The 20767-nt window shown below is 30.7% G+C and carries 17 protein-coding genes; 11 read left to right on the top strand and 6 right to left on the bottom strand.

Features of this window, described 5'->3' with window-relative positions; translation table 11 throughout:
* Genes MHN29_RS05420 through MHN29_RS05450 form a run of 7 tightly spaced genes read left to right on the top strand, consistent with a single transcriptional unit; the run spans position 1 to position 6881 of the window.
* Positions 1-591 (top strand): GNAT family N-acetyltransferase, encoded by a 591-nt coding sequence (locus MHN29_RS05420; protein ID WP_235274365.1) that lies wholly within the window; start codon positions 1-3, stop codon positions 589-591.
* Complete coding sequence (locus MHN29_RS05425; protein ID WP_235274364.1) at positions 581-2386, top strand: IucA/IucC family siderophore biosynthesis protein; 1806 nt, start codon at positions 581-583, stop codon at positions 2384-2386. The genes MHN29_RS05420 and MHN29_RS05425 overlap by 11 nt, the downstream gene beginning before the upstream one ends.
* A 1-nt stretch (position 2387) precedes the next feature.
* Positions 2388-2969 carry a nitroreductase gene (locus tag MHN29_RS05430; RefSeq protein WP_235274363.1) on the top strand — a complete coding sequence of 194 codons (582 nt, stop codon included), beginning with the start codon at positions 2388-2390 and terminating at the stop codon, positions 2967-2969.
* Positions 2970-2982: 13 nt separating this feature from the next.
* Positions 2983-4083, top strand: a complete 1101-nt coding sequence (locus tag MHN29_RS05435) for a heparan-alpha-glucosaminide N-acetyltransferase domain-containing protein (RefSeq protein WP_235274362.1) — start codon at positions 2983-2985, stop codon at positions 4081-4083.
* 1 nt (position 4084) lies between these two features.
* Positions 4085-5101, top strand: coding sequence for an alpha/beta hydrolase (locus MHN29_RS05440; RefSeq protein WP_235274361.1), 1017 nt, complete (start codon positions 4085-4087; stop codon positions 5099-5101).
* A gap of 2 nt (positions 5102-5103) precedes the next feature.
* Complete coding sequence (locus MHN29_RS05445; RefSeq protein ID WP_235274360.1) at positions 5104-6024, top strand: sterol desaturase family protein; 921 nt, start codon at positions 5104-5106, stop codon at positions 6022-6024.
* A 26-nt stretch (positions 6025-6050) separates the two neighbouring features.
* Positions 6051-6881, top strand: a complete 831-nt coding sequence (locus MHN29_RS05450) for a crotonase/enoyl-CoA hydratase family protein (protein WP_235274359.1) — start codon at positions 6051-6053, stop codon at positions 6879-6881.
* Between the two features lies 1 nt (position 6882).
* On the opposite strand, the gene MHN29_RS05455 is transcribed toward MHN29_RS05450, so the two are convergent.
* The 6 genes from MHN29_RS05455 to MHN29_RS05480 all read right to left on the bottom strand — a co-directional run bounded on the left by MHN29_RS05455 (position 6883) and on the right by MHN29_RS05480 (position 16062).
* Positions 6883-7851 (bottom strand): AraC family transcriptional regulator, encoded by a 969-nt coding sequence (locus MHN29_RS05455; protein WP_235274358.1) that lies wholly within the window; start codon positions 7849-7851, stop codon positions 6883-6885.
* A gap of 63 nt (positions 7852-7914) precedes the next feature.
* Positions 7915-9984 carry a PepSY domain-containing protein gene (locus tag MHN29_RS05460; RefSeq protein WP_235274357.1) on the bottom strand — a complete coding sequence of 690 codons (2070 nt, stop codon included), beginning with the start codon at positions 9982-9984 and terminating at the stop codon, positions 7915-7917.
* The gene (locus tag MHN29_RS05465) at positions 9984-10286 is read right to left on the bottom strand and encodes a hypothetical protein (protein WP_235274356.1); all 303 of its coding nucleotides are present in this window, start codon (positions 10284-10286) and stop codon (positions 9984-9986) included. Before MHN29_RS05465 ends, MHN29_RS05460 begins: the two co-directional genes overlap by 1 nt.
* 1 nt (position 10287) lies before the next feature.
* Positions 10288-10617, bottom strand: a complete 330-nt coding sequence (locus MHN29_RS05470) for a hypothetical protein (RefSeq protein ID WP_235274355.1) — start codon at positions 10615-10617, stop codon at positions 10288-10290.
* A gap of 100 nt (positions 10618-10717) precedes the next feature.
* Positions 10718-13426 carry a TonB-dependent receptor gene (locus tag MHN29_RS05475; RefSeq protein ID WP_235274354.1) on the bottom strand — a complete coding sequence of 903 codons (2709 nt, stop codon included), beginning with the start codon at positions 13424-13426 and terminating at the stop codon, positions 10718-10720.
* Positions 13427-13653: 227 nt separating this feature from the next.
* Complete coding sequence (locus MHN29_RS05480; RefSeq protein WP_235274353.1) at positions 13654-16062, bottom strand: TonB-dependent receptor; 2409 nt, start codon at positions 16060-16062, stop codon at positions 13654-13656.
* Positions 16063-16391: 329 nt separating this feature from the next.
* Between MHN29_RS05480 and MHN29_RS05485 the strand changes: the two genes are divergently transcribed.
* From MHN29_RS05485 to MHN29_RS05500, 4 genes are all read left to right on the top strand, one after another.
* Complete coding sequence (locus tag MHN29_RS05485; protein ID WP_150898260.1) at positions 16392-17549, top strand: homogentisate 1,2-dioxygenase; 1158 nt, start codon at positions 16392-16394, stop codon at positions 17547-17549.
* Between the two features lie 22 nt (positions 17550-17571).
* Positions 17572-18732: a 4-hydroxyphenylpyruvate dioxygenase gene (gene hppD, locus MHN29_RS05490; RefSeq protein WP_235274352.1), complete on the top strand. Its 1161-nt coding sequence runs from the start codon at positions 17572-17574 to the stop codon at positions 18730-18732.
* Positions 18733-18902: 170 nt separating this feature from the next.
* Positions 18903-19820, top strand: coding sequence for a tryptophan 2,3-dioxygenase family protein (locus tag MHN29_RS05495; RefSeq protein ID WP_235274351.1), 918 nt, complete (start codon positions 18903-18905; stop codon positions 19818-19820).
* A gap of 97 nt (positions 19821-19917) precedes the next feature.
* A complete protein-coding gene (locus MHN29_RS05500; protein ID WP_235274350.1) occupies positions 19918-20694 on the top strand; it encodes a DUF3108 domain-containing protein in 777 nt (258 codons plus the stop codon).
* Positions 20695-20767 lie beyond the last annotated feature (73 nt).

Below are 20767 nucleotides of genomic sequence, written 5' to 3' on the forward strand. Positions count from 1 at the left end.
ATGGTACAAACGAATCAAGAAGTATTTAGCAAAGAAATTGCTGGATTGGGAGTTATAAGTATTCGCCCATTTCATGTAGATACAGATTCACCAATGTTGCATACTTGGGTTACACAACCCTATGCTAAATATTGGGGAATGTTAGATAAATCTTTAGAAGAAGTACGTGCCGAGTATCAGGAGATAGAAGAAAATCCAAATCATCATACTTACATAGGAATGTTAAATAATATTCCTGTGTTTTTAATGGAACGTTATAAAGCTTCAACAGATATTATAGCGAAACACTACGAAGCGCAAGAGAATGATTATGGGATGCACATATTAGTTGCTCCAATAGAAAAAAGAATACCTCAATTTACTTGGCATGTGTTTTCAACCATTATCGATTATTTTTTCAGTTTACCACAAGTAGCAAGAGTTGTTGTAGAACCAGATGTAAACAATGAAAAAATTCACAAGTTAAATAAAAAAGCAGGTTTTGTTTATCAAAAGGAAATAGACTTGTCTTATAAGAAAGCAGCTTTGGCTTTTTGTACTCAAGAAATGTACAAGGAAGCTTTAAACCAATTAGAGAACAATGAAAAATAATATAGCACATTTACAACCTCAGGTATGGGAATTTGTAAATCGTCAATTAATAAAAAAAGCGATAAGTGAGTTTTCTCATGAGCTTATTTTAGTTCCAGAGTTTCTTGAAGAGCAAGATGGATGGAATTTGTATAAAATACAATCAGACGCCAAAGAGTTTAACTATCAATTTAAAGCAAAAAAATATTTGTTAGATCATTGGTTGGTAGATGCTGATAGTATTAAAAAAACAAAAGAAGATTCAAAAGATGTATTGTATTTAGATGCATTACATTTCATTGTTGAGTTTAAAACGATATTAGGAATTCCTGATGAATTTTTAGCAACTTATTTAGAAGAAATCACAAGCACACTTTCAGGAGCTGCTTATAAATATCTAAATGAAAAATTTTCAGCAAAAGAATTAGCAGAGAAAAGTTTCCAAGAGATAGAGCATGGTATGACTGAAGGGCATCCTTGTTTTGTAGCTAATAATGGTCGAATAGGTTTCAATATTGACGATTATCATGCATATGCACCAGAAGGTAATCAACCTTTCCAAATTTTATGGATAGCAGGACATAAAAAATACGCAACCTATACAGCAGTTGAAGGATATGAGTATGAAGAGTTGTTGTTAAATGAACTAGGAAAAGATAAAATTACTGGTTTTAATGAGGTGTTACATCAAAATAATTTAGCGCCTGAAGATTATGTTTTTATGCCAGTACACCCATGGCAATGGAAAAATAAAATAGTGGCAGTTTTTGGAGCAGATATAGCACAGAAAAATATTGTTTTAGTTGGAGAAAGTGACGATAAGTTTTCGGCGCAACAATCTATTAGAACATTGTTTAATGCTTCACATCCAGAAAAGTTATATACAAAAACAGCATTATCCATTCTAAATATGGGATTCATGAGAGGTTTGTCACCATATTATATGCAAAGTACTCCGCATATTACTACATGGATAACAAATCTACTAGCAGAAGATACCTACTTGAATGAGAATGGATTTACAATGTTAGGAGAAGTTGCTACCGTAGGATATCATAACCATTATTATGAAGTATTAGGAAAAACAAATCCACACAATAAAATGTTGTCTGCATTATGGAGAGAAAGTCCGTTTATAAAGATTGCCTCTAATCAGCGAGTATTTACAATGGCAGCTTTGCTGCATGTAGATTACCAAGGGAATTCGTTATTAGGTTCGTTGATAGAGGCCTCTCCATATGGAGCAACTACTTGGATACAGCGATATTTAAAAGCATATTTAGCACCATTGTTACATTGCTTTTATAAATACGAGTTTGTATTTATGCCCCATGGAGAAAATCTAATAATGGTATTAGAAGAAAATACTCCTGTACATGTATTAATGAAAGATATTACGGAAGAAGTAATTGTTTTCAACGAAACAATGCATTTACCTGAACATGCAGATAGGCTGTTTACGAAGACTTCTGATAAAATGAAAATACTGTCAATTTTCACAGATGTTTTTGATTGTATTTTCCGTTTTATGGGACAACAATTAGATACTCATGCGAATTTTTCTGAATATAATTTTTGGCAATTAGTAGCAGAATGTGTCTATGAATATCAAGAAGAACATCCAGAGTTTTCAGAAAAATACGAACGATATGATTTATTCGTAAATGAGTTTGACCGTTGTTGTTTAAATAGATTACAACTAGGAAATACAAAGCAAATGTTAACCTTGGCCGATCCAATAGAAAGCTTAAAATTAGAAGGAACTTTAATAAATCCACTTGCTCAATTTAAAAAAGAGGTAGCAGAAACTTTTTAAGATGAATTTCGAAGAGCTTACAAAAGTTATACATACGCGTAAAAGTACTTACGCGTATGATTATGCAAACAAAAAAATTGAAAAAGAAACGATAGAAGCTATAGTTACAAATGCATTATGGGCACCAACTCATTTAGTAACACAACCATGGCGTTTTGTGGTTTTAGAAGGTAAGCATCAATTGGATTTAAGTGAGTTTATGGCATCTTATTATAGAGAGTTATACACCGAAAAACAATTTTCTAACGAGCGTTATGAAGCTACTAAAACCTATGCTCAAAATGCAACTTTAATAGGAATTGTGTTTACACCAAATAAAAAAGCAAAACTATCTGAATGGGAAGAGTTGGCAGCTGTTTCTTGTGCTGTACAAAACATGTGGCTGAGTTGTACTTCTTTAGGTTTGGGTAGTTATTGGGATTCTTCTCCAGCAACTTTAGAGTATGGAAAAGAATACGTAAACCTAGAAAAGGACGAGCAGTTTTTAGGAATCTTTTTTATGGGATATAAAAAAGAAAATATTCCAGAGCCTAGAAGAAAAAGAAAACCATTATCGAAGAAATTAAGTTGGAATAAAAAATAGTAAAAGATAAAAAATGAAAACAAAAAATAGAGTAAGAGCAGTAGACTTTGTAAGAGGCTTTAGTGTTCTTATGATGATTCCTGTACACGTTTTAATGATTTTTTCAAGCATGGAAACTTGGGAAAATACAGTTACAGGAAATATAGGGCAGTTATTAGAAAGAGGATCTCCTGTATTTCTTATTGTAATGGGAATCTCATTTGCATTCTCAAGAAATGCAAACAAAAATGGAATCTTAAAAAAAGCATTAATGATTATTGCTTTAGGATATATTTTAAATTTTTTAAGATTTATCATACCAGTTTTATTTTTTGGAGGATTTCCAGAGAGTTTTGTAAAAGCTAGTGGACTCGAATTAAGTAACCTTAGTAGTTTATTAAACTATTTCTTAAAAGGTGATATGTTTCAGTTAGTAGGAATATCATTGTTCTTAATAGGGCTATCTTTTAAGTTTTTAATAAAAAATAAGGGAGTGCTAATTTTTATAGCATTAGTTATAATGTGGCTTTCAAAAATTGTGAGTGGTATACAATTAGGTGTTCCTGGTGTAGATTATATTTTGAATTTAGTTTGGGGTAATAACTTCGATGTGTACTTTCCATTATTTCCTTGGCTTTCCTTTATTTTAATGGGATTATACTTAGGATTACGTTATCAAGAAAATCCTGAAAATGCAGATAAATCTTTATTTAGACCTATGCTCTATTTAGGTTTAATTTTTCTAGTGATTGGAAAACTGCTATGCGATTATAATTACGAGTACCATTTTGGAGATTATTATCATTTAGGCCCTGGAGGAAGTATGGGATTAATGGGAATTATTTTAGTGCTTTTTTGGGTGTATTATTTAATAGAAAAAGCATTGCCTGAAAATAATTACATAAGCAGATTATTCTTTTACTGTAGTAAAAATGTAACTACTTTTTATATGATACAATGGATTTTAATTTATTGGTTGTTAGTATTTCTAGATTTCTCTGCATACAATGAGCCAGTTGTTTTATTAATAATGCTAGGGATTAATGTAGGAACATTTACACTATTGTATCTATTTAACAATTATGTAATTTCTAAAAGAAGTAAAAAAAGAAAAGTACTACAACAAGCAGCATAGTATGAGAAAGTTATTAGTTATTATAATTGTTTTATTACAATTTACATCCATAGCTCAAACAAAACTAGCTGGAAGTTATGGTTTAGATTCTAAAGTTCAGAAATTTCTGGAAGCAGTACATTCCTATGATGGACCACCATTACAAGAATTACCATTGGATGTTGGTAGAAATGCTATGGAGTATATGCAGCAAGATTCAACATTAACTTATACAAAAGTAACTTTTACTAAGGCGATTTTTAAAGAAGGAAATAAAGCGGTTAAAGTGATTATTGTAAAGCCTAAAAAAAGAAGGAAGTTATTGCCTACTTTAATTTATTTCCATGGAGGAGGATGGGTATTCAATAGTTTTGAAACTCACAAAAGATTAATGAGAGATATTGCTTTAAAAGCAAATGTAGGAGTTGTTTTTGTTGATTATTCAAGAGCACCAGAAGTACAATATCCAGTAGCCAACGAAGAAGGTTATTTAGCAACATTATTTGTTTCAAAATATGGAAAAAAATATGGTTTAGACCCTACTAAAATTATAGTAGGAGGAGATAGTGCTGGAGGAAATATGGCAACAGCTGTTGCTATGATGGCAAAAGAAAAAGGTGTTCCTAAGCTTAAAGGTCAAATATTATTATACCCAGTAACGGATACGAATCTGAACACAAGGTCTTACGAACAATTTTCTAAAGGACACTATTTAACAAGAGATACAATGAAATGGTTTTGGAAAGTGTATGCACCTAAAAAGGAAACACATTTACTTCCAACAGTAGCACCTTTAAGAGCAAGTTTAGAAGAGCTTAAAAATTTACCTAAAACACTTTTAATCACAGCAGAGTATGATGTGTTAAGGGATGAAGGAGAAGCATATGCAAAAAAATTAAGAATGGCTGAAGTACCAGTAATTTCAACAAGATATGGAGGGACTATCCATGATTTTATTGTGTTGAATCCTTTGAGAGAAACAGAAGCTTCTAAAGCGGCAGTAATGCAAATATGTACTTTTTTAAATAATAATTTATAGAAATGGATTTATCATCTATAGAAAAAATAGTAGGGCAGTTAGAGCATATGAGTGTAATAGTACTTGCACTTATGTTGGTAGAATGGGGAATCCTTATTTTAACTAATTATGTTGAAAGAAAAAAAGAAGGAGTGGTTAGTATATTATCATATATAGTACAAAGTATTCCTTACTTTTTATTGTCTAAAGTATTCATTGTTGGTACAATGTTTTTGTTATACGAACATAGGTTGTTTGATCTAGGTTTTCAATGGTATGTATGGATTATAGCTTATTTGTTATATGATTTCACAGTGTTTTTTATTCATTTTTTAGGACACAAAGTTCGTGTTTTATGGTGTATTCACGGAGTGCATCATACAGCGGAAGATATGAATTTAACTGTGGTTGCTAGAGGTTCCATATTCGATGTGTTTTTTACACCATTTAACTTTATATGGTTACCTATTTTAGGATTTCACCCATTAATGATATTCATCATTGAGCCTATTGCACGTTTGTATGCAACTTTAACGCATGTAAATGAAAAAGTAATAGGGAAACAAAAATGGTTAGATAAGATATTAATAACACCTTCAGTTCATAGGGTTCACCATGCTAAAAACCATATCTATCTAGATAGAAATTATGGAGAAACTTTCAGTATTTGGGATCGTATTTTCAATACATTTCAGAAAGAGTTAGATAATGAGAAAATTTCTTATGGAATTATGCACGATACTTTGAATAGTGAGAGCTTTTCAGATGTGCAATTTTTAATGTGGAAAGAGTTATGGAATGACGTTAAAAAAGCACCAACTTTTTCAGATAAAGTAAAATACATTTTTATGCCACCAGGTTGGAATCATATTGATGGTGGGAAAAAAGCCAAAGCTTATAGAGATGAGGCTTGGTTAAATAGATGTAAAACAGATGTGTCTTAGAATACATCTAAAAAAGAAATAGGACAATGATAAAACAATATGAAAATTTTAAAGTAAACTATTATCCAGAGCATGAACTTGTGCTTTGGAGTATCAAGTCAGAAGGAGTTCCTAATTTTTCAATCGGTATATTGAGAGAGTTTAATGAGTTGAAGAAAGACTTAAAAATGATGTTTTCAGACAATGGATATCCATTAAAATACATTGTGTCAGCATCAACTCATGATGAGGTATATAATATGGGAGGCGATTTACCTTACTTTTTAAAAAATATAAAATCTCATAATAAAACAGCTTTAGAGGAGTATGCTAATTTGTGTATAGATGCTATTTATAACATTTATAATACGTTTGATTTACCTGTTTTAAGTATTGCTTTGGTTGAAGGAAATGCTTATGGAGGAGGATTTGAATGTGCAATGGCGCATGACATTATATTATCTCATGAGTCAGCAAAGTTTTGCTTGCCAGAAAATAAATTTCACCTTTTTCCAGGGATGGGAGCCTATAGTTTTTTATGTAGAAAATTAAATATAGAAACGGCTCTAGAAGTTTTAAATACAGGAAATGTATACAAAGCAAAAGAAGTTGAAGAAATGGGGCTTGTAGACAATATTTTTAAAAATGAATCAGGAATAGAAGCTGTAGTTAATTATTTAAATAAATCGAGTTTTAGTTTTAAATACAACCACTATAAATGCATTAAAAGAGTTTTTCCTCTACAAAAAAGTGAGCTAGGAGATATTACAAATATGTGGGTAGATGCTTGTATGAGTTTAGAGAGTGAAAGCTTACGTAGAATGGAACTTATGATTAACGCTCAGTTAAGAAAATTAAAGCATGAATGTAAATCCTAGTTTAAGGAATATAAACATGGTTTTTACGAAATTCTTTGGGAGTTATTTTCTCAAACTTTTTAAAAGCAGCAGTAAAATGGGTAGGATTTTTATATCCTACCATGTCTGCTATTTCATAAATAGGTTTTTGAGTATGGATTAGAAAGTTTTTAGCCTTACTCATTCTTAACTTTTTAGTGTAGTTAAAAATAGTTTCTCCAAACAATTTCTTAAATTCATTTTTTAAAACATTTTGATTTAATAACACCATACGAGCTAGTTGCTCAATAGATATTTGTTTGTGTAGATTGGTTTGAAGTATGGTTTCTACTCTATATATTTTCTTTAAAATATTATCTGAATTATAGGTTTTCTTCGCTTGAAAATTTAACTGAAGATGTAATAATTCTAATGTTTTAGATTCTAAAAAAATCCTTTTTAGTAATCCTTTTTGAGAATTTGAAAGTATTTCAGAAACAACTTCTTCCATTTTTGAAGTTAGCTGATGTGTAAAATTTCTGTTAGATTTTTTTAAACTAAGTGTTTTATCGTTTGATAAAAGAACTTGCATTTTGTGCTTTTTAATGAAGTCATCATACATCCTAATTTTTACTTCTTTGAGAGGTTTGTCTTTATAAAAAATAATCTTTTTATTTTCACAATCGTCGTATAAAAGGTAGCTTTCATTTTTTTCAAGAATCAAATCGCTTTTAAAGTTTGAAGAGCGAATAATTTTTTCACCTTCCATTAAAACAGAGAGTTCTAAAGCACTTAAATTGTGTTTAGATATAAATAAAAAGTCTTCTTTAAATTTAGCGCTGATAATATTGATTAATAAGCCGTCAAAAAAGTAGCTTATAATAAAACCTTCGCCATATACAGGATTAATAGTATAGACTGAAGTTTTAATACCACAGTCTATACTTTTAGATTGAAGTTGCAGTATTTTTTTTAACTGCGATGTTTGGTTGTTGGCTATTAGAATTTCCATAAACGGGGGACAAAAGGAAATAGATAATAGGCCTATAAATAATTATAATTAATAAGCCTTTATCTAACTTTTAATCCATTTGTTAATATTAATAACTAAAAGAGTACTTGCTATTGCAACTAGCGTAAGCATAAAGATTTCTGAAACATTACTTGATTCATGCATAATAGCTTCAAAAAAGTGATAAATGTTATAGATAGCAGCAATGCTAGCCCAAACAATAGAGGTTATTTTGAACCATTTTTTAGAAATTTCTATAGACAATAAAGCAAATAATAAACACATACCTTCAAATAAAATTCGGTATATATGATGAATCAGAGGAGCTTCACCAGTAGCATCTTTCATTACTAAAGTTTCATTGTAGTAAATGTTAAATAACCCATACATATGATGAACAATCCAGCCAATAGCTAAAAAGATCCATAGAATAATAATTTTTGTTCTTAGAGATAAAGAACCTTGTTGTATAGTCGTGTTTTCCATAATTTTTGGTTTTGTTTGTTGTAATTTATTTTTCTCTTCTAATTTTAAAGTCTTAATGTTTTTGTAGTCAATTTTATGTTTGTTAAAAGCACTTTGCTCTTGTACAGATGGCTTTATTTTAAAGTATATAAATAGTGCTGTAGCAGATAGAATTATCCATAATAAATCAATAGTTAAGATGTCAAATTGGTTGTTTTTATAAGTGTTCCAAATCCAATTATTTGATTTAATTCCACTGGCAATAGGAACTAAGAACCCTAAAATAGCACCAGTTAGTAATGTTACTTTATTAGTGAAATAGTTATTGCGTTTAAATCTGAAGAATAGAATAGATATAAGCCAAACAATAAAAAACCAGTTGTTTAAGATTGACATTTTTTGAGTTAAATATTCTTCAGGAAGTATTTTGACTATTAAAAAGAATAAAGCAATTACAGGGAATAAAGAAAGGCAAATAGCCATATAGATATGCCCAACTTTTGCTGTATATAATCGTTGACGTAAAGTCATGCTCTTTTTATTACGAGCTTCTATCCAGATTAATACTCCAGTTATAATTACAAAACAAGTAATTAAAGCTAATATGAAATAGATGATTTTAACAGTAACACCACCAAAATTACCAAAATGCAAACGTCCCATTGACAATTGAATGTCGTCAGTATATTTAGCTTCATTAGGATTTCGATTAACAGTAGTTTTTCCAGTTTCAAAATCATAAATAACATTCCCAGAACTTAGAAGACGTTCTTTAGGATCTAAGGCTCCTAAAAGAACATATTTCATATTTGTGCCTCCATAATTTTTTATAAGCACATATTCAGGATTAAAATTATCCCAGCGATTAGTATTCTTTTCAACGAAATCATTAACACTAGGAAGCTGCTTATTGGTTTTTTGAACCCATTCATATACTTTTCGATCAGGACGTAAATCTTCCATTAATTTATCCTGATCTCCATTGTATAAAAAGTTAGCAGGAATTAAAACCAAAATACTTAAGCAGAAGTAAGCTCCAGTAACGGCATACATAAATTGAAAAGGTAGGCCAATTACACCTAATGCAGTATGTGCATCTGTCCAAACTCGCTTTAAAGCATTTTTTGGGTTGAATTGATAAAAGTTTGAAACAATTTTTTTCCAATGTACTATAACTCCTGTTACAATAGCAAACAAAAAGAATAATGAAATGAAACCGGCCAAATAAACACCTATTACAGGTATTTGTGTTAAGAAGTGCAAGCGATATAAAAACTCACCTAATCCATATTTTTCAGTATAAGTAGCAGTTTCACCAGTATGAATATTTATTGATTCGTAACTTTGATATTTTGCTTCTTCAGGAATGTTTACAGTATCCTTAGCAGGAGTAGTTAATACATAAATATTATCGTCTTTATGACCTAAATAAAAACGAATATCTCTACTAGTTAGATGACGGTTTTCAGAAAGTTTGTTTAATAAAAAATCGTAGTCTATTTTTTCTCTAGCTATATTTTTAGAATGCTTTCCGTTTTCCCATATTTCAATTTCATCTTTAAATAAAGCAAAAGCTCCAGCAAAAAAGATAACGTATAAAGCTACACTAATAACAATACCACTTACTGTATGTGTATTAAAAAATACATTGTAGTTTCTTTTACTCATTATACAAAAGGGTTTTGTTGATTACCATAATAATAAATCACATAAAGAACTATCGATATAAGAAGATATAATCCCCATGCTTTCCATCCATTTTTGAATAGAAAAGGAACAATAAGTAATGCACACCAAATTATAAAATGTGTATAAATAGAGGTTATTAAAACTTCTCTTGAGTTTGGTAGCCATAGCGCTAAACACATATGAAATAAAGCAGTAACAATATACCCTCCAAGAATACCAGAAGATATTTTTGCAAATTGTTGCCAAGGAGAAGATGTTAGATGTTTTGGATTTGCAGGCATATTAAAAAATGAATTCGATTAATAAGAGAACAAAAAGAAGAGCAATTAAAGTTTTATAGTTTACAAGCTTTAGTGGGGCTATAACAATTAATAAACTCATTAGCATTGTTAAGGCTGATAGCCAAAAAAGAATGCCAGAAAATAGTCCAAAATGAACTGCTGCTATTATCAACGTAATTAAGAAAAAACTTCCACCTACAATTTTAGATAATTGCTCGTTGCTACGTATCCTTTCTTCTATATAACTATTTGAAACAATAGTTGTTTTTTGTGAAGTATTGTAAAATAGGTAGCAGCCTAAAAATAGTATGGCTATTAAAATACTTATCATTATTTATTTTTTAATTACAAAACCCTCAGCCATAAAATGACCAAGAGTTTTGAAGCATTTATTTAAATAGATTAATTTATACTACACAAAGTGTTTAGTTTTAAAATTTATAAGTTACAGTACCTAAGAAAGCTCTTGGAGCTTGTGCATTAACAGTACTCCATCCTTTGTAATAAGTTTCGTTTGTTAAGTTATTTACTTTTAACGCAACTCTAAATTTATCAGTATCATAATATGCACCAGCATTAAATACGGTATAGCTTGGTAATGTAAAAGTTCCAGAAATAGCATTGTTAATTGTTAAATGCTCTGAGGCTCCATTAAATCCAGCTCCTAAACCAATGTTTTTTAAGAATTTTCCATGTTGGAATCTATAATCTGCCCAAAAGTTATAAGTAGTTTTTGGACCAGCTTCTTCAGGTCTTCTGTTTAAAAGTTCAGCAACATTTCTGTTAGCAAATACACTATTAGCATCAGTAACTTTGCTATCGTTATAAGCATAAGAAGCTCTTAAGTTTAACCCTGCAAAAGGACTCGAGTTTGCTTCTAATTCGATTCCTTTACTTACAACCTCTTTAAGATCTATTTGATTTGTTGTTAAGAAAGCAGTTGGATCAGTTGTAGTAACATTATTAGCTATAATATGGTAATAAGAAGCACCTAAGTTTAACTTGTTATTGAATAAATTAGTTTTTACTCCTCCTTCAAATTGATTTGCTTTTATAGGTTTAAAGTTTTGTATACCAGTTTGAGTAATAACAGGGTCTTTGTTTACAAAACCAGTTTGGTAGTTACCAAAAATAGATAGCTCATTAGGGATTACTTGATATACTACCCCAGCCTTTGGAGAAAAAGTAGTTTTCGTATAATCATCAGCAGTAGTAGCTGTATTACCATCTTGGTCAAAGTGATCTACACGTAAACCTAAATTTACAGTTAATTCTGGAGTAACATTTAATACGTTTGAAATATAAGCTGCATAGGTTTTAGAATTAGTTTTAAAATCATTAACAGGAACATTGCTAAAAATATTTTCTAAACTTGCTTTTGTAGGTGAGTATACAGCATTAGGTGTAAATGTTGATGTTTTCACATTTCCTTGTGCATCTAAAAATGCATCGAAATATGGAAGTGCATTAAATCCTCCTCCAACTTGTTGCCCTGTTGCTTGTAACGCACCAACCACAGCTGGGTCTAAAGGAAACGGTACAAATGCTTGTGGATTATTAAAGAACCCTAATAATTGTGCAAAACCTGGAGTAGAAGTTAGTGTTGGATTTCCATTCTGATTTCTAGAATGTTGAGATCTACTTACAAAATCTAAACCACCTACAAAACGATTTCTTAAATCACCAATTTTAAAATCACCAATAAAGTTTTGTTGAATGTTGTAATTAGTTGCATTAGCGTTACGCTTATCAAAAATTCTTGTAAAAGAAGGTGAAGCTAATAAAGTACCAGATTCAATAAGCATAGGAGTAATGATTGGCGATATAATTGGGTTCACAGGAGCCAATCTTGGATCTGATAATAGAGGGGCTAATTGTAAAATTGCAGCAGCACCACCATCAATATTGTATTGATAAAATCCTTTAGTTCTTGCATAGCTACTTGCAAAAATTGTTTGAGAACTCCACTCGTTAGAAATTTTATAATCTACAATAGTTCTTGTGTTAAAGTTCAAGCTGTTTAAAGCAACATCATTAGAAGTAAAAGATTTTTTAGGGTTTACATTTAATTCAGCAACATTAGTCGGTACAGTTGGAGTAATTCCAAATGGAGCTAGCATAGCAGTTAATCTTCCTTGACCTAATCTGTTAACAAATAACATAGATGGGTTTGTTTGCGAAGTTTTTGCAAATTCAAAACCAAAAGATATGTTTAAACGATTGTTCACTTTATGAGTAATGGATGGAGCTACGAAGAATGAATCTCTAAATCCAGCATCCTGAAAACTATTTTGAGATAAGTTTGTTGCGTTTAATCTGAAGTATGTTCTTTCATCTGTAGATAAAGGAGTATTGTAGTCTAAAGAAAGTCTATTAAGTCCAAAAGAACCAGCAGTAAAAGATACGCTACCACCTAATCCTTTGTAAGGCTTTTTAGTAACAATATTAATTAATCCACCTAGAGAAGTAGCTGTACTACCAAATAAAGTTGCCGAAGGTCCTTTTACAACCTCAATTCTTTCAATATAGGAAGGGTCAAGTGCACTTAAAGTAAAACCAGGCATACCATCAACTAACTGTGATTGAGTTGCAAAACCACGTACAGCAAAATAACCAGTTCCTTCACCAGGAGCTCTTCCCGTTGCTTCCCATAATTTACTAATACCTGTTGAATTTACTAAGGCATCTTCAACATTAGTTATAATTTGCGATTCTAATAATTCAGAAGTAATAGTAGAATAAACTTGAGAGTTTTCTAAGTCTTTTAAAGGTAATTTAGAAACATAGGCTGTTTTCTTACGAGAAAACTTATTGTTTCTTGAAGTTACCTCTACTTCTTGTAATAATTCATTTCCTTCATATAAAGTTACCGTTAAATTATTTGAAGCAGTTGCATCAATTACTTTAGTCTTAAAACCAATAAAAGAAATTACTAATTTAAAATTGCCAGAAGGAACATTTTTAATTTCAAACTTTCCATCCATGTCAGTTTGTACCCCTTTGTCTGTCCCCTGAATTATGACGTTAACACCTACTATAGATTCGTTGTTATTGTCAACTACAGTACCAGAAATAGAATTCTGAGCTACTGAAACTACCGTAGCTAAAAATAATAGCACGGTTGTCATTATTGTTTTCATAGTTTTTATTTAGATTTAATTAATTTAGAAAAACAGATGCAAAGATATTTCACAAAAAATTAACAGCAAACTTTATTTAGATTAATTTTAAATTAAAAACTCTATTTTTTTGAATTTTAAGAATATATGATTTGTTATCGAATGTTGTTAAAAGCAAAAAACCTGATTTAAAACCAGGTTTTTCATTAATTAAAATTGAATAATCTCTGTGAGATAGATAAACAAACTTAAAATTTATAAGTAAAAGTACCTAAGAAAGCTCTTGGTGCTTGTGGAGTTACAGTACTCCACCCTTTATAATATTCTTTATCTGTTATGTTATTAGCTTTTATACTTGCTCTAAAGGTATCATTCTCATAGTAAATAGATGCATTGAAAATAGTATAAGAAGGAAGTATAAAATCACCAGCAGTCGGGTAACCAACCATTGTGTTATAATTACTAGCTCCATTGAAACCTAGACCTAAACCAAAGTTTTCGGCTACACCATCTAAGAATTTATAATCAGCCCAAAAGTTGTAAGAAGTTTCAGGACCAGCTTCAGCTAAACGTCTTCCAATTAAATCAGGTCTCGATGCAGATTTAGTAACTTTTGCATCGTTATAACTAAATCCTCCTCTTAAGTTTAATCCTTCAATTGGATTTGCATTTAATTCTAACTCAAAACCTTTACTATTGATAGTACCATCTTGCTGCTTGTTTGCTCCAAATCCCATAACCTTATCTTTTACAGTAATGTCATAGTAACTAAGAGTAGCTTCAAGCTTGTTGTTGAATAAGTTTGATTTCACACCAAACTCTAATTGGTTAGCTTGTTCTAAATCGTATGATTGAATTCTAGTCCCTGCAGCTGGATTAGTTAAATCGATAGGAACTCTTTCTGGGTTTACATAACTAAATCCATTTTGATAATTAGCAAAAACAGATAATTTGTTTAAGATAGGTTGGTATACTACTCCAAACTTTGGTGAGAAAGTTGATTTAGTGTATGCTTTGTCATCGTCGCTAGCATCATTGGCATCACCTTTATATTCAAATCTGTCATAACGAACTCCAGCCATTATAGATAATTCTGGTAATATATTTGCAACGTCAGAAATATATCCGCTTAAAACATTTTGGTTAAGATCAGAGTTAGATCTAGGTACATTAGCTAACACGGCATCAATATTACCTTTGTTTATTGGTAAGTTTGCAAAACCAAAAGCAGCTGGAACTGGAGTAACTTGACCTTGTGGAGTAACTACATGTATACCTCTAAAACCAGAACTTTGATCAATAGTTTGTGATTCTAAATAATCAACACCTACTAAAATTCTATTTCTAACACTCCCTATTTTAATATCTCCAGTGAAGTTTTGTTGTAAAGCTAATGTGTTAGTTTCAGCATCAGTTTTTTGAGCATACAATCCAAATAAATTAGCTTGCAGATTGTATAGATACGTGTAATATCCTTGCGACTTTGCATTACCTCCAGCAACTATTGTTTGAGAAGACCAGTTATCAGAAATTTTATAAGCGATTTCACCTCTATAATTTTGAGTTGGATTTTCAATTGAAACATCATCACTAGTTAATGATTTATTTCTATCATAATTTAACTCTGCTAAATTTTTAAATGTTAATGGTGCAGCTCTATTTAAAAATAAAAAAGTTTGATTTGTCTGATCAGTTGAAGATAATTCGTAGTTAAAGTTTAAAGTTAATCTGTTGTTAACTTTATAAGAAATAGCAGGAGCTAAGAATAAAGATTTTCTAAAACCAGCATCTTGAAAACTATCTTCAGTTTGATAACCAGCATTTAATCTTAATGAAATGTCTTCGTTATCTTCTACGTTAGTATTTACATCAAGAGTTAATTTTTTAAAACCAAAAGAACCAGCACCAACAGTAATGTTTCCACCAGTACCTTTATAAGGTTTTTTAGTAACTACATTAATTAATCCACCATAAGAAGTAACAGTACTTCCAAATAAAGTAGCAGAAGGTCCTTTTATAACTTCAATTCTTTCTACATTATCAGGATTAATAAAACCGTTAGTAATTCCAGGAACACCATTTACTAATTTAGGTTGAACAGAAAAACCACGGATTGAGTAATATCCTGCACCGTCCCCACTTCTACCTGTAGATGACCATAATTTCTCAACACCAGTAGTGTTTTTTAATGCATCTTCAAAACTAGTAACAGATTGTGAGATTAATAATTGATTCGTAACAGTACTATAAACTTGAGAGTTTTCAATGTTTTTTAAAGGTAATTTTGCTACATAAGCAGATTTTTTACGAGAAAATTTATTTTTTCTATCAGTATCTATAATTACTTCTTGTAGTATTTCATTTCCTTCAAACAAAGTAATGTCAAGATTATTAGAAGGAACAGAAATAGTAATGTTTTTGGTTTTAAAACCTATAAAAGAAGCAACCAATATCTGTTCTCCTTGCTTAACTCCATTAAGAGTAAAGTTTCCATCTATATCGGTTTGTGTACCGATTGTTGAGTTTTTTATAGTAAGGTTTACACCTACTATTGGCTCATTGTTGTTATCAACGACCCTACCGCTAATAGCACTGTTTTGAGCAAACGAACTTACCACAGCTATTAAAAATAGCATGGTTGTTATAATTGTTTTCATTGTTTTTATTTAGATTTATTTAATATAATTAGAAAAACGGCACAAATATATTTATGAAAAAATTAACAACAAACTTTATTTAGATTAATTTTAAATAAATTTCGATACTTTTTTGAATTCTAAGACGATATAATGTGTTTTTAAATTTGGTATATTTGTAAACACACAACAAAAACTAATGAAAATGCATTGGGAAGGTCTTTTAGCGCATTTAAAATTTATGATAAAACGTAAACCGGAATAATTACTTTATAAATATTGACGATTAGTAAAAAAGAGTAGTGTTTCTTATGAGTGACACTGTATAAAATCATTAAAAATATAAGGTTATGCCATTTTATCATAAATTAGGGAAAATCCCACCAAAACGACACACACAATTTCGTAAAGAAGATGGAAGCTTGTATTACGAACAGCTTTTTGGAACCATTGGTTTCGACGGTATGTCAACCAATAGTTACCATGAGCACAGACCTACGATGGTTAAAGAAATTCGTAAACAATATTCTGTTGCGCCCAAAATAGCGAAAGCGAATAATATACAATCATACCGTTTTAGAGGGTTTCAAGTACCGCCAGAAAACGATTATTTAGAGAGTAGAAAAGTAGTTTTAACAAACTCAGATTGTAATATCATATTATCTGCACCAAAGCATTCAACAAAAGACTATTTTTATAAAAACACCGATGCAGATGAGGTAATTTTCATTCATAAAGGATCTGGAAAATTACGTACAATGTTAGGTAATATCGATTTTAAATATGGAGATTATCTAGTAATTCCTAGGGGAATAATCTATAAATTAGATTTTGATGATGAGAATAATAGACTTTTTATAGTAGAGTCTTACTCTCCAGTATATACACCTAAACGTTATAGAAATTGGTTTGGTCAATTATTAGAGCATTCACCATTTTGTGAACGTGATTTGAGAAGACCTGAAGAATTAGAGACTTATAATGAATTAGGAGACTTCTTAATTAAAGTAAAAAAACAAGGAGAAATTATAGAAATGGTTTACGCTTCGCATCCTTTTGATGTGGTAGGTTATGATGGATATAATTTTCCATATGCGTTTTCAATTCACGATTTTGAACCAATTACTGGTCGTATTCACCAACCGCCACCAGTGCATCAAACATTTGAAACAAACGCATTTGTAATTTGCAGTTTTGTACCAAGATTATACGACTATCATCCGAATGCAATTCCAGCTCCATACAATCATAGTAATATAGACTCCGATGAGGTATTATATTATGTAGATGGTGATTTTATGAGTAGAAACGATATCGATGCAGGGCATATTTCATTGCACCCAGCAGGAATTCCTCATGGACCACACCCAGGAGCTACGGAAAGAAGTATAGGAGAAACAGTAACAGAAGAATTGGCTGTAATGGTAGATACTTTTAAACCATTACAAGTAACAGAAGAGGCGATGAAGATTGCAGACGAAGATTATTATAAGTCTTGGTTGGAATAACAATAACTAACAAAACAACATCATGAGTAAAGAGATAAAATCAGTAAACTACGGTTTAGAAAAAATATTTGAAGGAGCACAAGACTTCTTACCACTTTTAGGAACAGATTATGTAGAGTTTTATGTAGGTAATGCAAAACAATCTGCTCACTTTTATAAAACAGCATTTGGTTTTCAATCATATGCATACAAAGGGTTAGAAACAGGATCAACAGATTCTGTAAGCTATGTGTTAACACAAGACAAAATTAAATTAGTTTTAACAACACCATTAAATAGTAAATCACCAATTAACGATCATATCGTAAAACATGGTGATGGTGTAAAAGTTGTAGCGCTATGGGTAGAGGATGCTCGTAAAGCTTGGGAAGAAACAACTTCAAGAGGAGCAAAATCATACATGGAGCCTACTGTTGAAACTGATGAACAAGGAGAGGTAGTTCGTGCAGGAATTTACACTTATGGAGAAACAGTTCACATGTTTGTAGAACGTAAAAACTACAATGGAGTGTTCTTACCAGGATTCCAAGAGTGGAAAACAGATTACAATCCACCAAGTGCAGGGTTGAAATACATTGACCACATGGTTGGGAATGTAGGATGGAATCAAATGGATAAATGGGTAAAATGGTATGAAGATGTAATGGGGTTTGTAAACTTTTTATCGTTTGATGATAAGCAAATTCATACAGAATATTCAGCTTTAATGAGTAAGGTGATGTCTAACGGAAACGGAAGAATTAAGTTTCCAATCAACGAGCCAGCAAAAGCAGCAAAGCGTTCTCAAATTGAAGAATATTTAGATTTCTATGAAGGTGAAGGAGTTCAGCATATCGCTGTAGCTACTGATGATATAATTAAAACAGTATCTCAGTTAAAAGCTAATGGGGTTGAGTTTTTACCACCGCCGCCACAATCATATTACGATATGATTCCAGAGCGTTTAGGAGAGCATATGGAAATTATGAAAGAAGATATTTCCGAATTACAAAAGCTATCAATATTGGTAGATGCTGATGAAGAAGGATATTTATTACAAATTTTCACAAAACCAGTAGAAGATAGACCAACTTTATTCTTTGAAATAATTCAACGAATGGGAGCTCGTGGTTTTGGAGCAGGAAACTTCAAGGCATTGTTTGAATCTATTGAAAGAGAGCAACAATTAAGAGGTACACTATAAAGACAAAAGTCTAACTAAAAACAAAAACCAAGAATCAAAACTTACATGTTATGTTTCTTGGTTTTTAGTTGAAAAAATGGATCGATATTTAAATATAAAATCTCCCTTCTCGTAAAGTTCACTAACAAAATCGAAAGTGAATTTTATACCTATTTTTAATAAACAAAACAATGAGTAAAGAAGAAATATTAAAGTCAATAGAAAATAAATACGAAGAATTAGGAGTGCCAGTAGAAGCAATGTTAGAAGGCTTACTTTGGAGTAAACCTATAACCTATTGGGATTATATACAAACCGATGCACTTTTAGGATTACAAATTCCTAGAACAACACAACCAGATGAAATGGTGTTTATCATGTATCATCAAGTAAATGAATTGTTGTTCAAAATGATTCTTTGGGAAATAGATCAAGTTGCAAAATCAAATGATATATCTGCAGAAAAATTCACCAAACATCTAATGAGAATTAGTAGATATTTTGATGTTTTAAGTAGCTCTTTTTCAGTAATGGGAGAAGGAATGGATGTAGAGCAATATTTGAAATTTAGAAATACATTAACACCTGCAAGTGGTTTCCAAAGTGCACAGTATAGAAAAATAGAATTTGCATCAACAGAATTAATCAATTTAATTGATGCCCGTTTTAGAGATACGATTGATAGAGACTCTTCATTTAAGAATGCTTACGACCATTTATATTGGCAAGCAGCAGGTAAGAATTATTCAACAGGACAAAAAACTACCTTGTTAAAGTTATTTGAAAAGAAATATATGGGTGAGTTTATTGATTTTATGGAAGATTATAATGATTGTAACCTATCAAAAAAGTTTAAGCAATTACCTGATGAAGTTCAAAAGAATAAAGAGTTAATAGAAGCAATGCGTCATTATGATTATACAGTTAATGTAAAATGGGTAATGGCACATTATAATGCTGCTGGGAAATACTTAGGAGGAGACGATACAGCACTTGAAGCAACAGGTGGAAGTAATTGGAGAAAATATTTACACCCAAAATATCAGCGAAGAGTTTTCTTTCCATATTTATGGAGCGAAGAAGAGCTGAAAAACTGGGGTACATTTTAGTTTTAACATTATGATAAGTTTAAAAAGAGGTTAGTTTTAACCTCTTTTTTTATTTTGGAATGGTAATTGTCTATCATTTTTCATAAGTTTGAAAGTCATGAAGAAAAAGATACTTTTAATTTCCGTACTGTTTTTTGCTATTCAAAGTTTTAGTCAAAAAAAAACAATAGCGTTTAAAGATGGAGAATGGTTAAAATTTAGAATGAGTTATAGCGGTTTTTTAAAAGCCGGTAATGCTACCTTGTCCTTAAAAGAAGAAAATTTAAAAGGTAAAAGGGTATTGCATGCTACAGGAAAAGGATGGACAACAGGGATGATTAAATGGTTTTTTAAAGTAGATGATAATTATCAATCATATTTTGATAAAAATACAGGAAAACCATATTTGTTTAAAAGGAAAATAGATGAAGGTGGTTATAAAAAACATCGTCAAATAACATTTAATCATAAAAATAATACAGCATATGTACAGGATTTTCTAAAACAAAAAGATAGCATTATATCTATAAATGGTCCTCAAGATATGATCTCTACTTTTTACTTTTTAAGAAGTCACGATACCCAAAAGATGAAAAAAGGGGAAGAGATAAAAGTAGATATGTTTATGGACGATAAATCCTATCCTTTTAAATTACGTTTTTTGGGGTTTGAAACTTTAAAAACAAAATTTGGTAAGGTGAAGACTCAAAAATTTAGACCTTTAGTACAAGCAGGAAGAGTTTTTAAAGCTCAAGAAAGTGTAACAGTTTGGATTACTGCTGATGATAATAAGATTCCAATAAAAATGAAAGCCTCATTATCTGTAGGTTCGCTACGTGCTGAATTAGAAGCGTATAAAGGTTTAGCAAATCCATTTGAAATTATAGTTGATTAATAGGGAGTTATAAGATGTTTAGATATTGTTAAAGTGTTAAAAGCAAAAGTTTTTATTTGTACTTTTGCGCACA

The sequence above is a fragment of the Tenacibaculum sp. Cn5-46 genome (genome assembly GCF_022347705.1).
Classification (GTDB): domain Bacteria; phylum Bacteroidota; class Bacteroidia; order Flavobacteriales; family Flavobacteriaceae; genus Polaribacter; species Polaribacter aiptasiae.

Excerpts from the sequence above, each read along its gene's own strand:
- MHN29_RS05440 (WP_235274361.1), top strand. The coding sequence starts at position 4,085 with ATGAGAAAGTTATTAGTTATTATAATTGTTTTATTACAATTTACATCC.
- hppD (WP_235274352.1), top strand. The coding sequence starts at position 17,572 with ATGAGTAAAGAGATAAAATCAGTAAACTACGGTTTAGAAAAAATATTT.
- MHN29_RS05435 (WP_235274362.1), top strand. The coding sequence starts at position 2,983 with ATGAAAACAAAAAATAGAGTAAGAGCAGTAGACTTTGTAAGAGGCTTT.
- MHN29_RS05475 (WP_235274354.1), bottom strand. The coding sequence starts at position 13,426 with ATGAAAACAATAATGACAACCGTGCTATTATTTTTAGCTACGGTAGTT.
- MHN29_RS05455 (WP_235274358.1), bottom strand. The coding sequence starts at position 7,851 with ATGGAAATTCTAATAGCCAACAACCAAACATCGCAGTTAAAAAAAATA.
- MHN29_RS05470 (WP_235274355.1), bottom strand. The coding sequence starts at position 10,617 with ATGATAAGTATTTTAATAGCCATACTATTTTTAGGCTGCTACCTATTT.
- MHN29_RS05495 (WP_235274351.1), top strand. The coding sequence starts at position 18,903 with ATGAGTAAAGAAGAAATATTAAAGTCAATAGAAAATAAATACGAAGAA.
- MHN29_RS05425 (WP_235274364.1), top strand. The coding sequence starts at position 581 with ATGAAAAATAATATAGCACATTTACAACCTCAGGTATGGGAATTTGTA.
- MHN29_RS05460 (WP_235274357.1), bottom strand. The coding sequence starts at position 9,984 with ATGAGTAAAAGAAACTACAATGTATTTTTTAATACACATACAGTAAGT.
- MHN29_RS05420 (WP_235274365.1), top strand. The coding sequence starts at position 1 with ATGGTACAAACGAATCAAGAAGTATTTAGCAAAGAAATTGCTGGATTG.
- MHN29_RS05500 (WP_235274350.1), top strand. The coding sequence starts at position 19,918 with ATGAAGAAAAAGATACTTTTAATTTCCGTACTGTTTTTTGCTATTCAA.
- MHN29_RS05430 (WP_235274363.1), top strand. The coding sequence starts at position 2,388 with ATGAATTTCGAAGAGCTTACAAAAGTTATACATACGCGTAAAAGTACT.
- MHN29_RS05485 (WP_150898260.1), top strand. The coding sequence starts at position 16,392 with ATGCCATTTTATCATAAATTAGGGAAAATCCCACCAAAACGACACACA.
- MHN29_RS05445 (WP_235274360.1), top strand. The coding sequence starts at position 5,104 with ATGGATTTATCATCTATAGAAAAAATAGTAGGGCAGTTAGAGCATATG.
- MHN29_RS05465 (WP_235274356.1), bottom strand. The coding sequence starts at position 10,286 with ATGCCTGCAAATCCAAAACATCTAACATCTTCTCCTTGGCAACAATTT.
- MHN29_RS05450 (WP_235274359.1), top strand. The coding sequence starts at position 6,051 with ATGATAAAACAATATGAAAATTTTAAAGTAAACTATTATCCAGAGCAT.
- MHN29_RS05480 (WP_235274353.1), bottom strand. The coding sequence starts at position 16,062 with ATGAAAACAATTATAACAACCATGCTATTTTTAATAGCTGTGGTAAGT.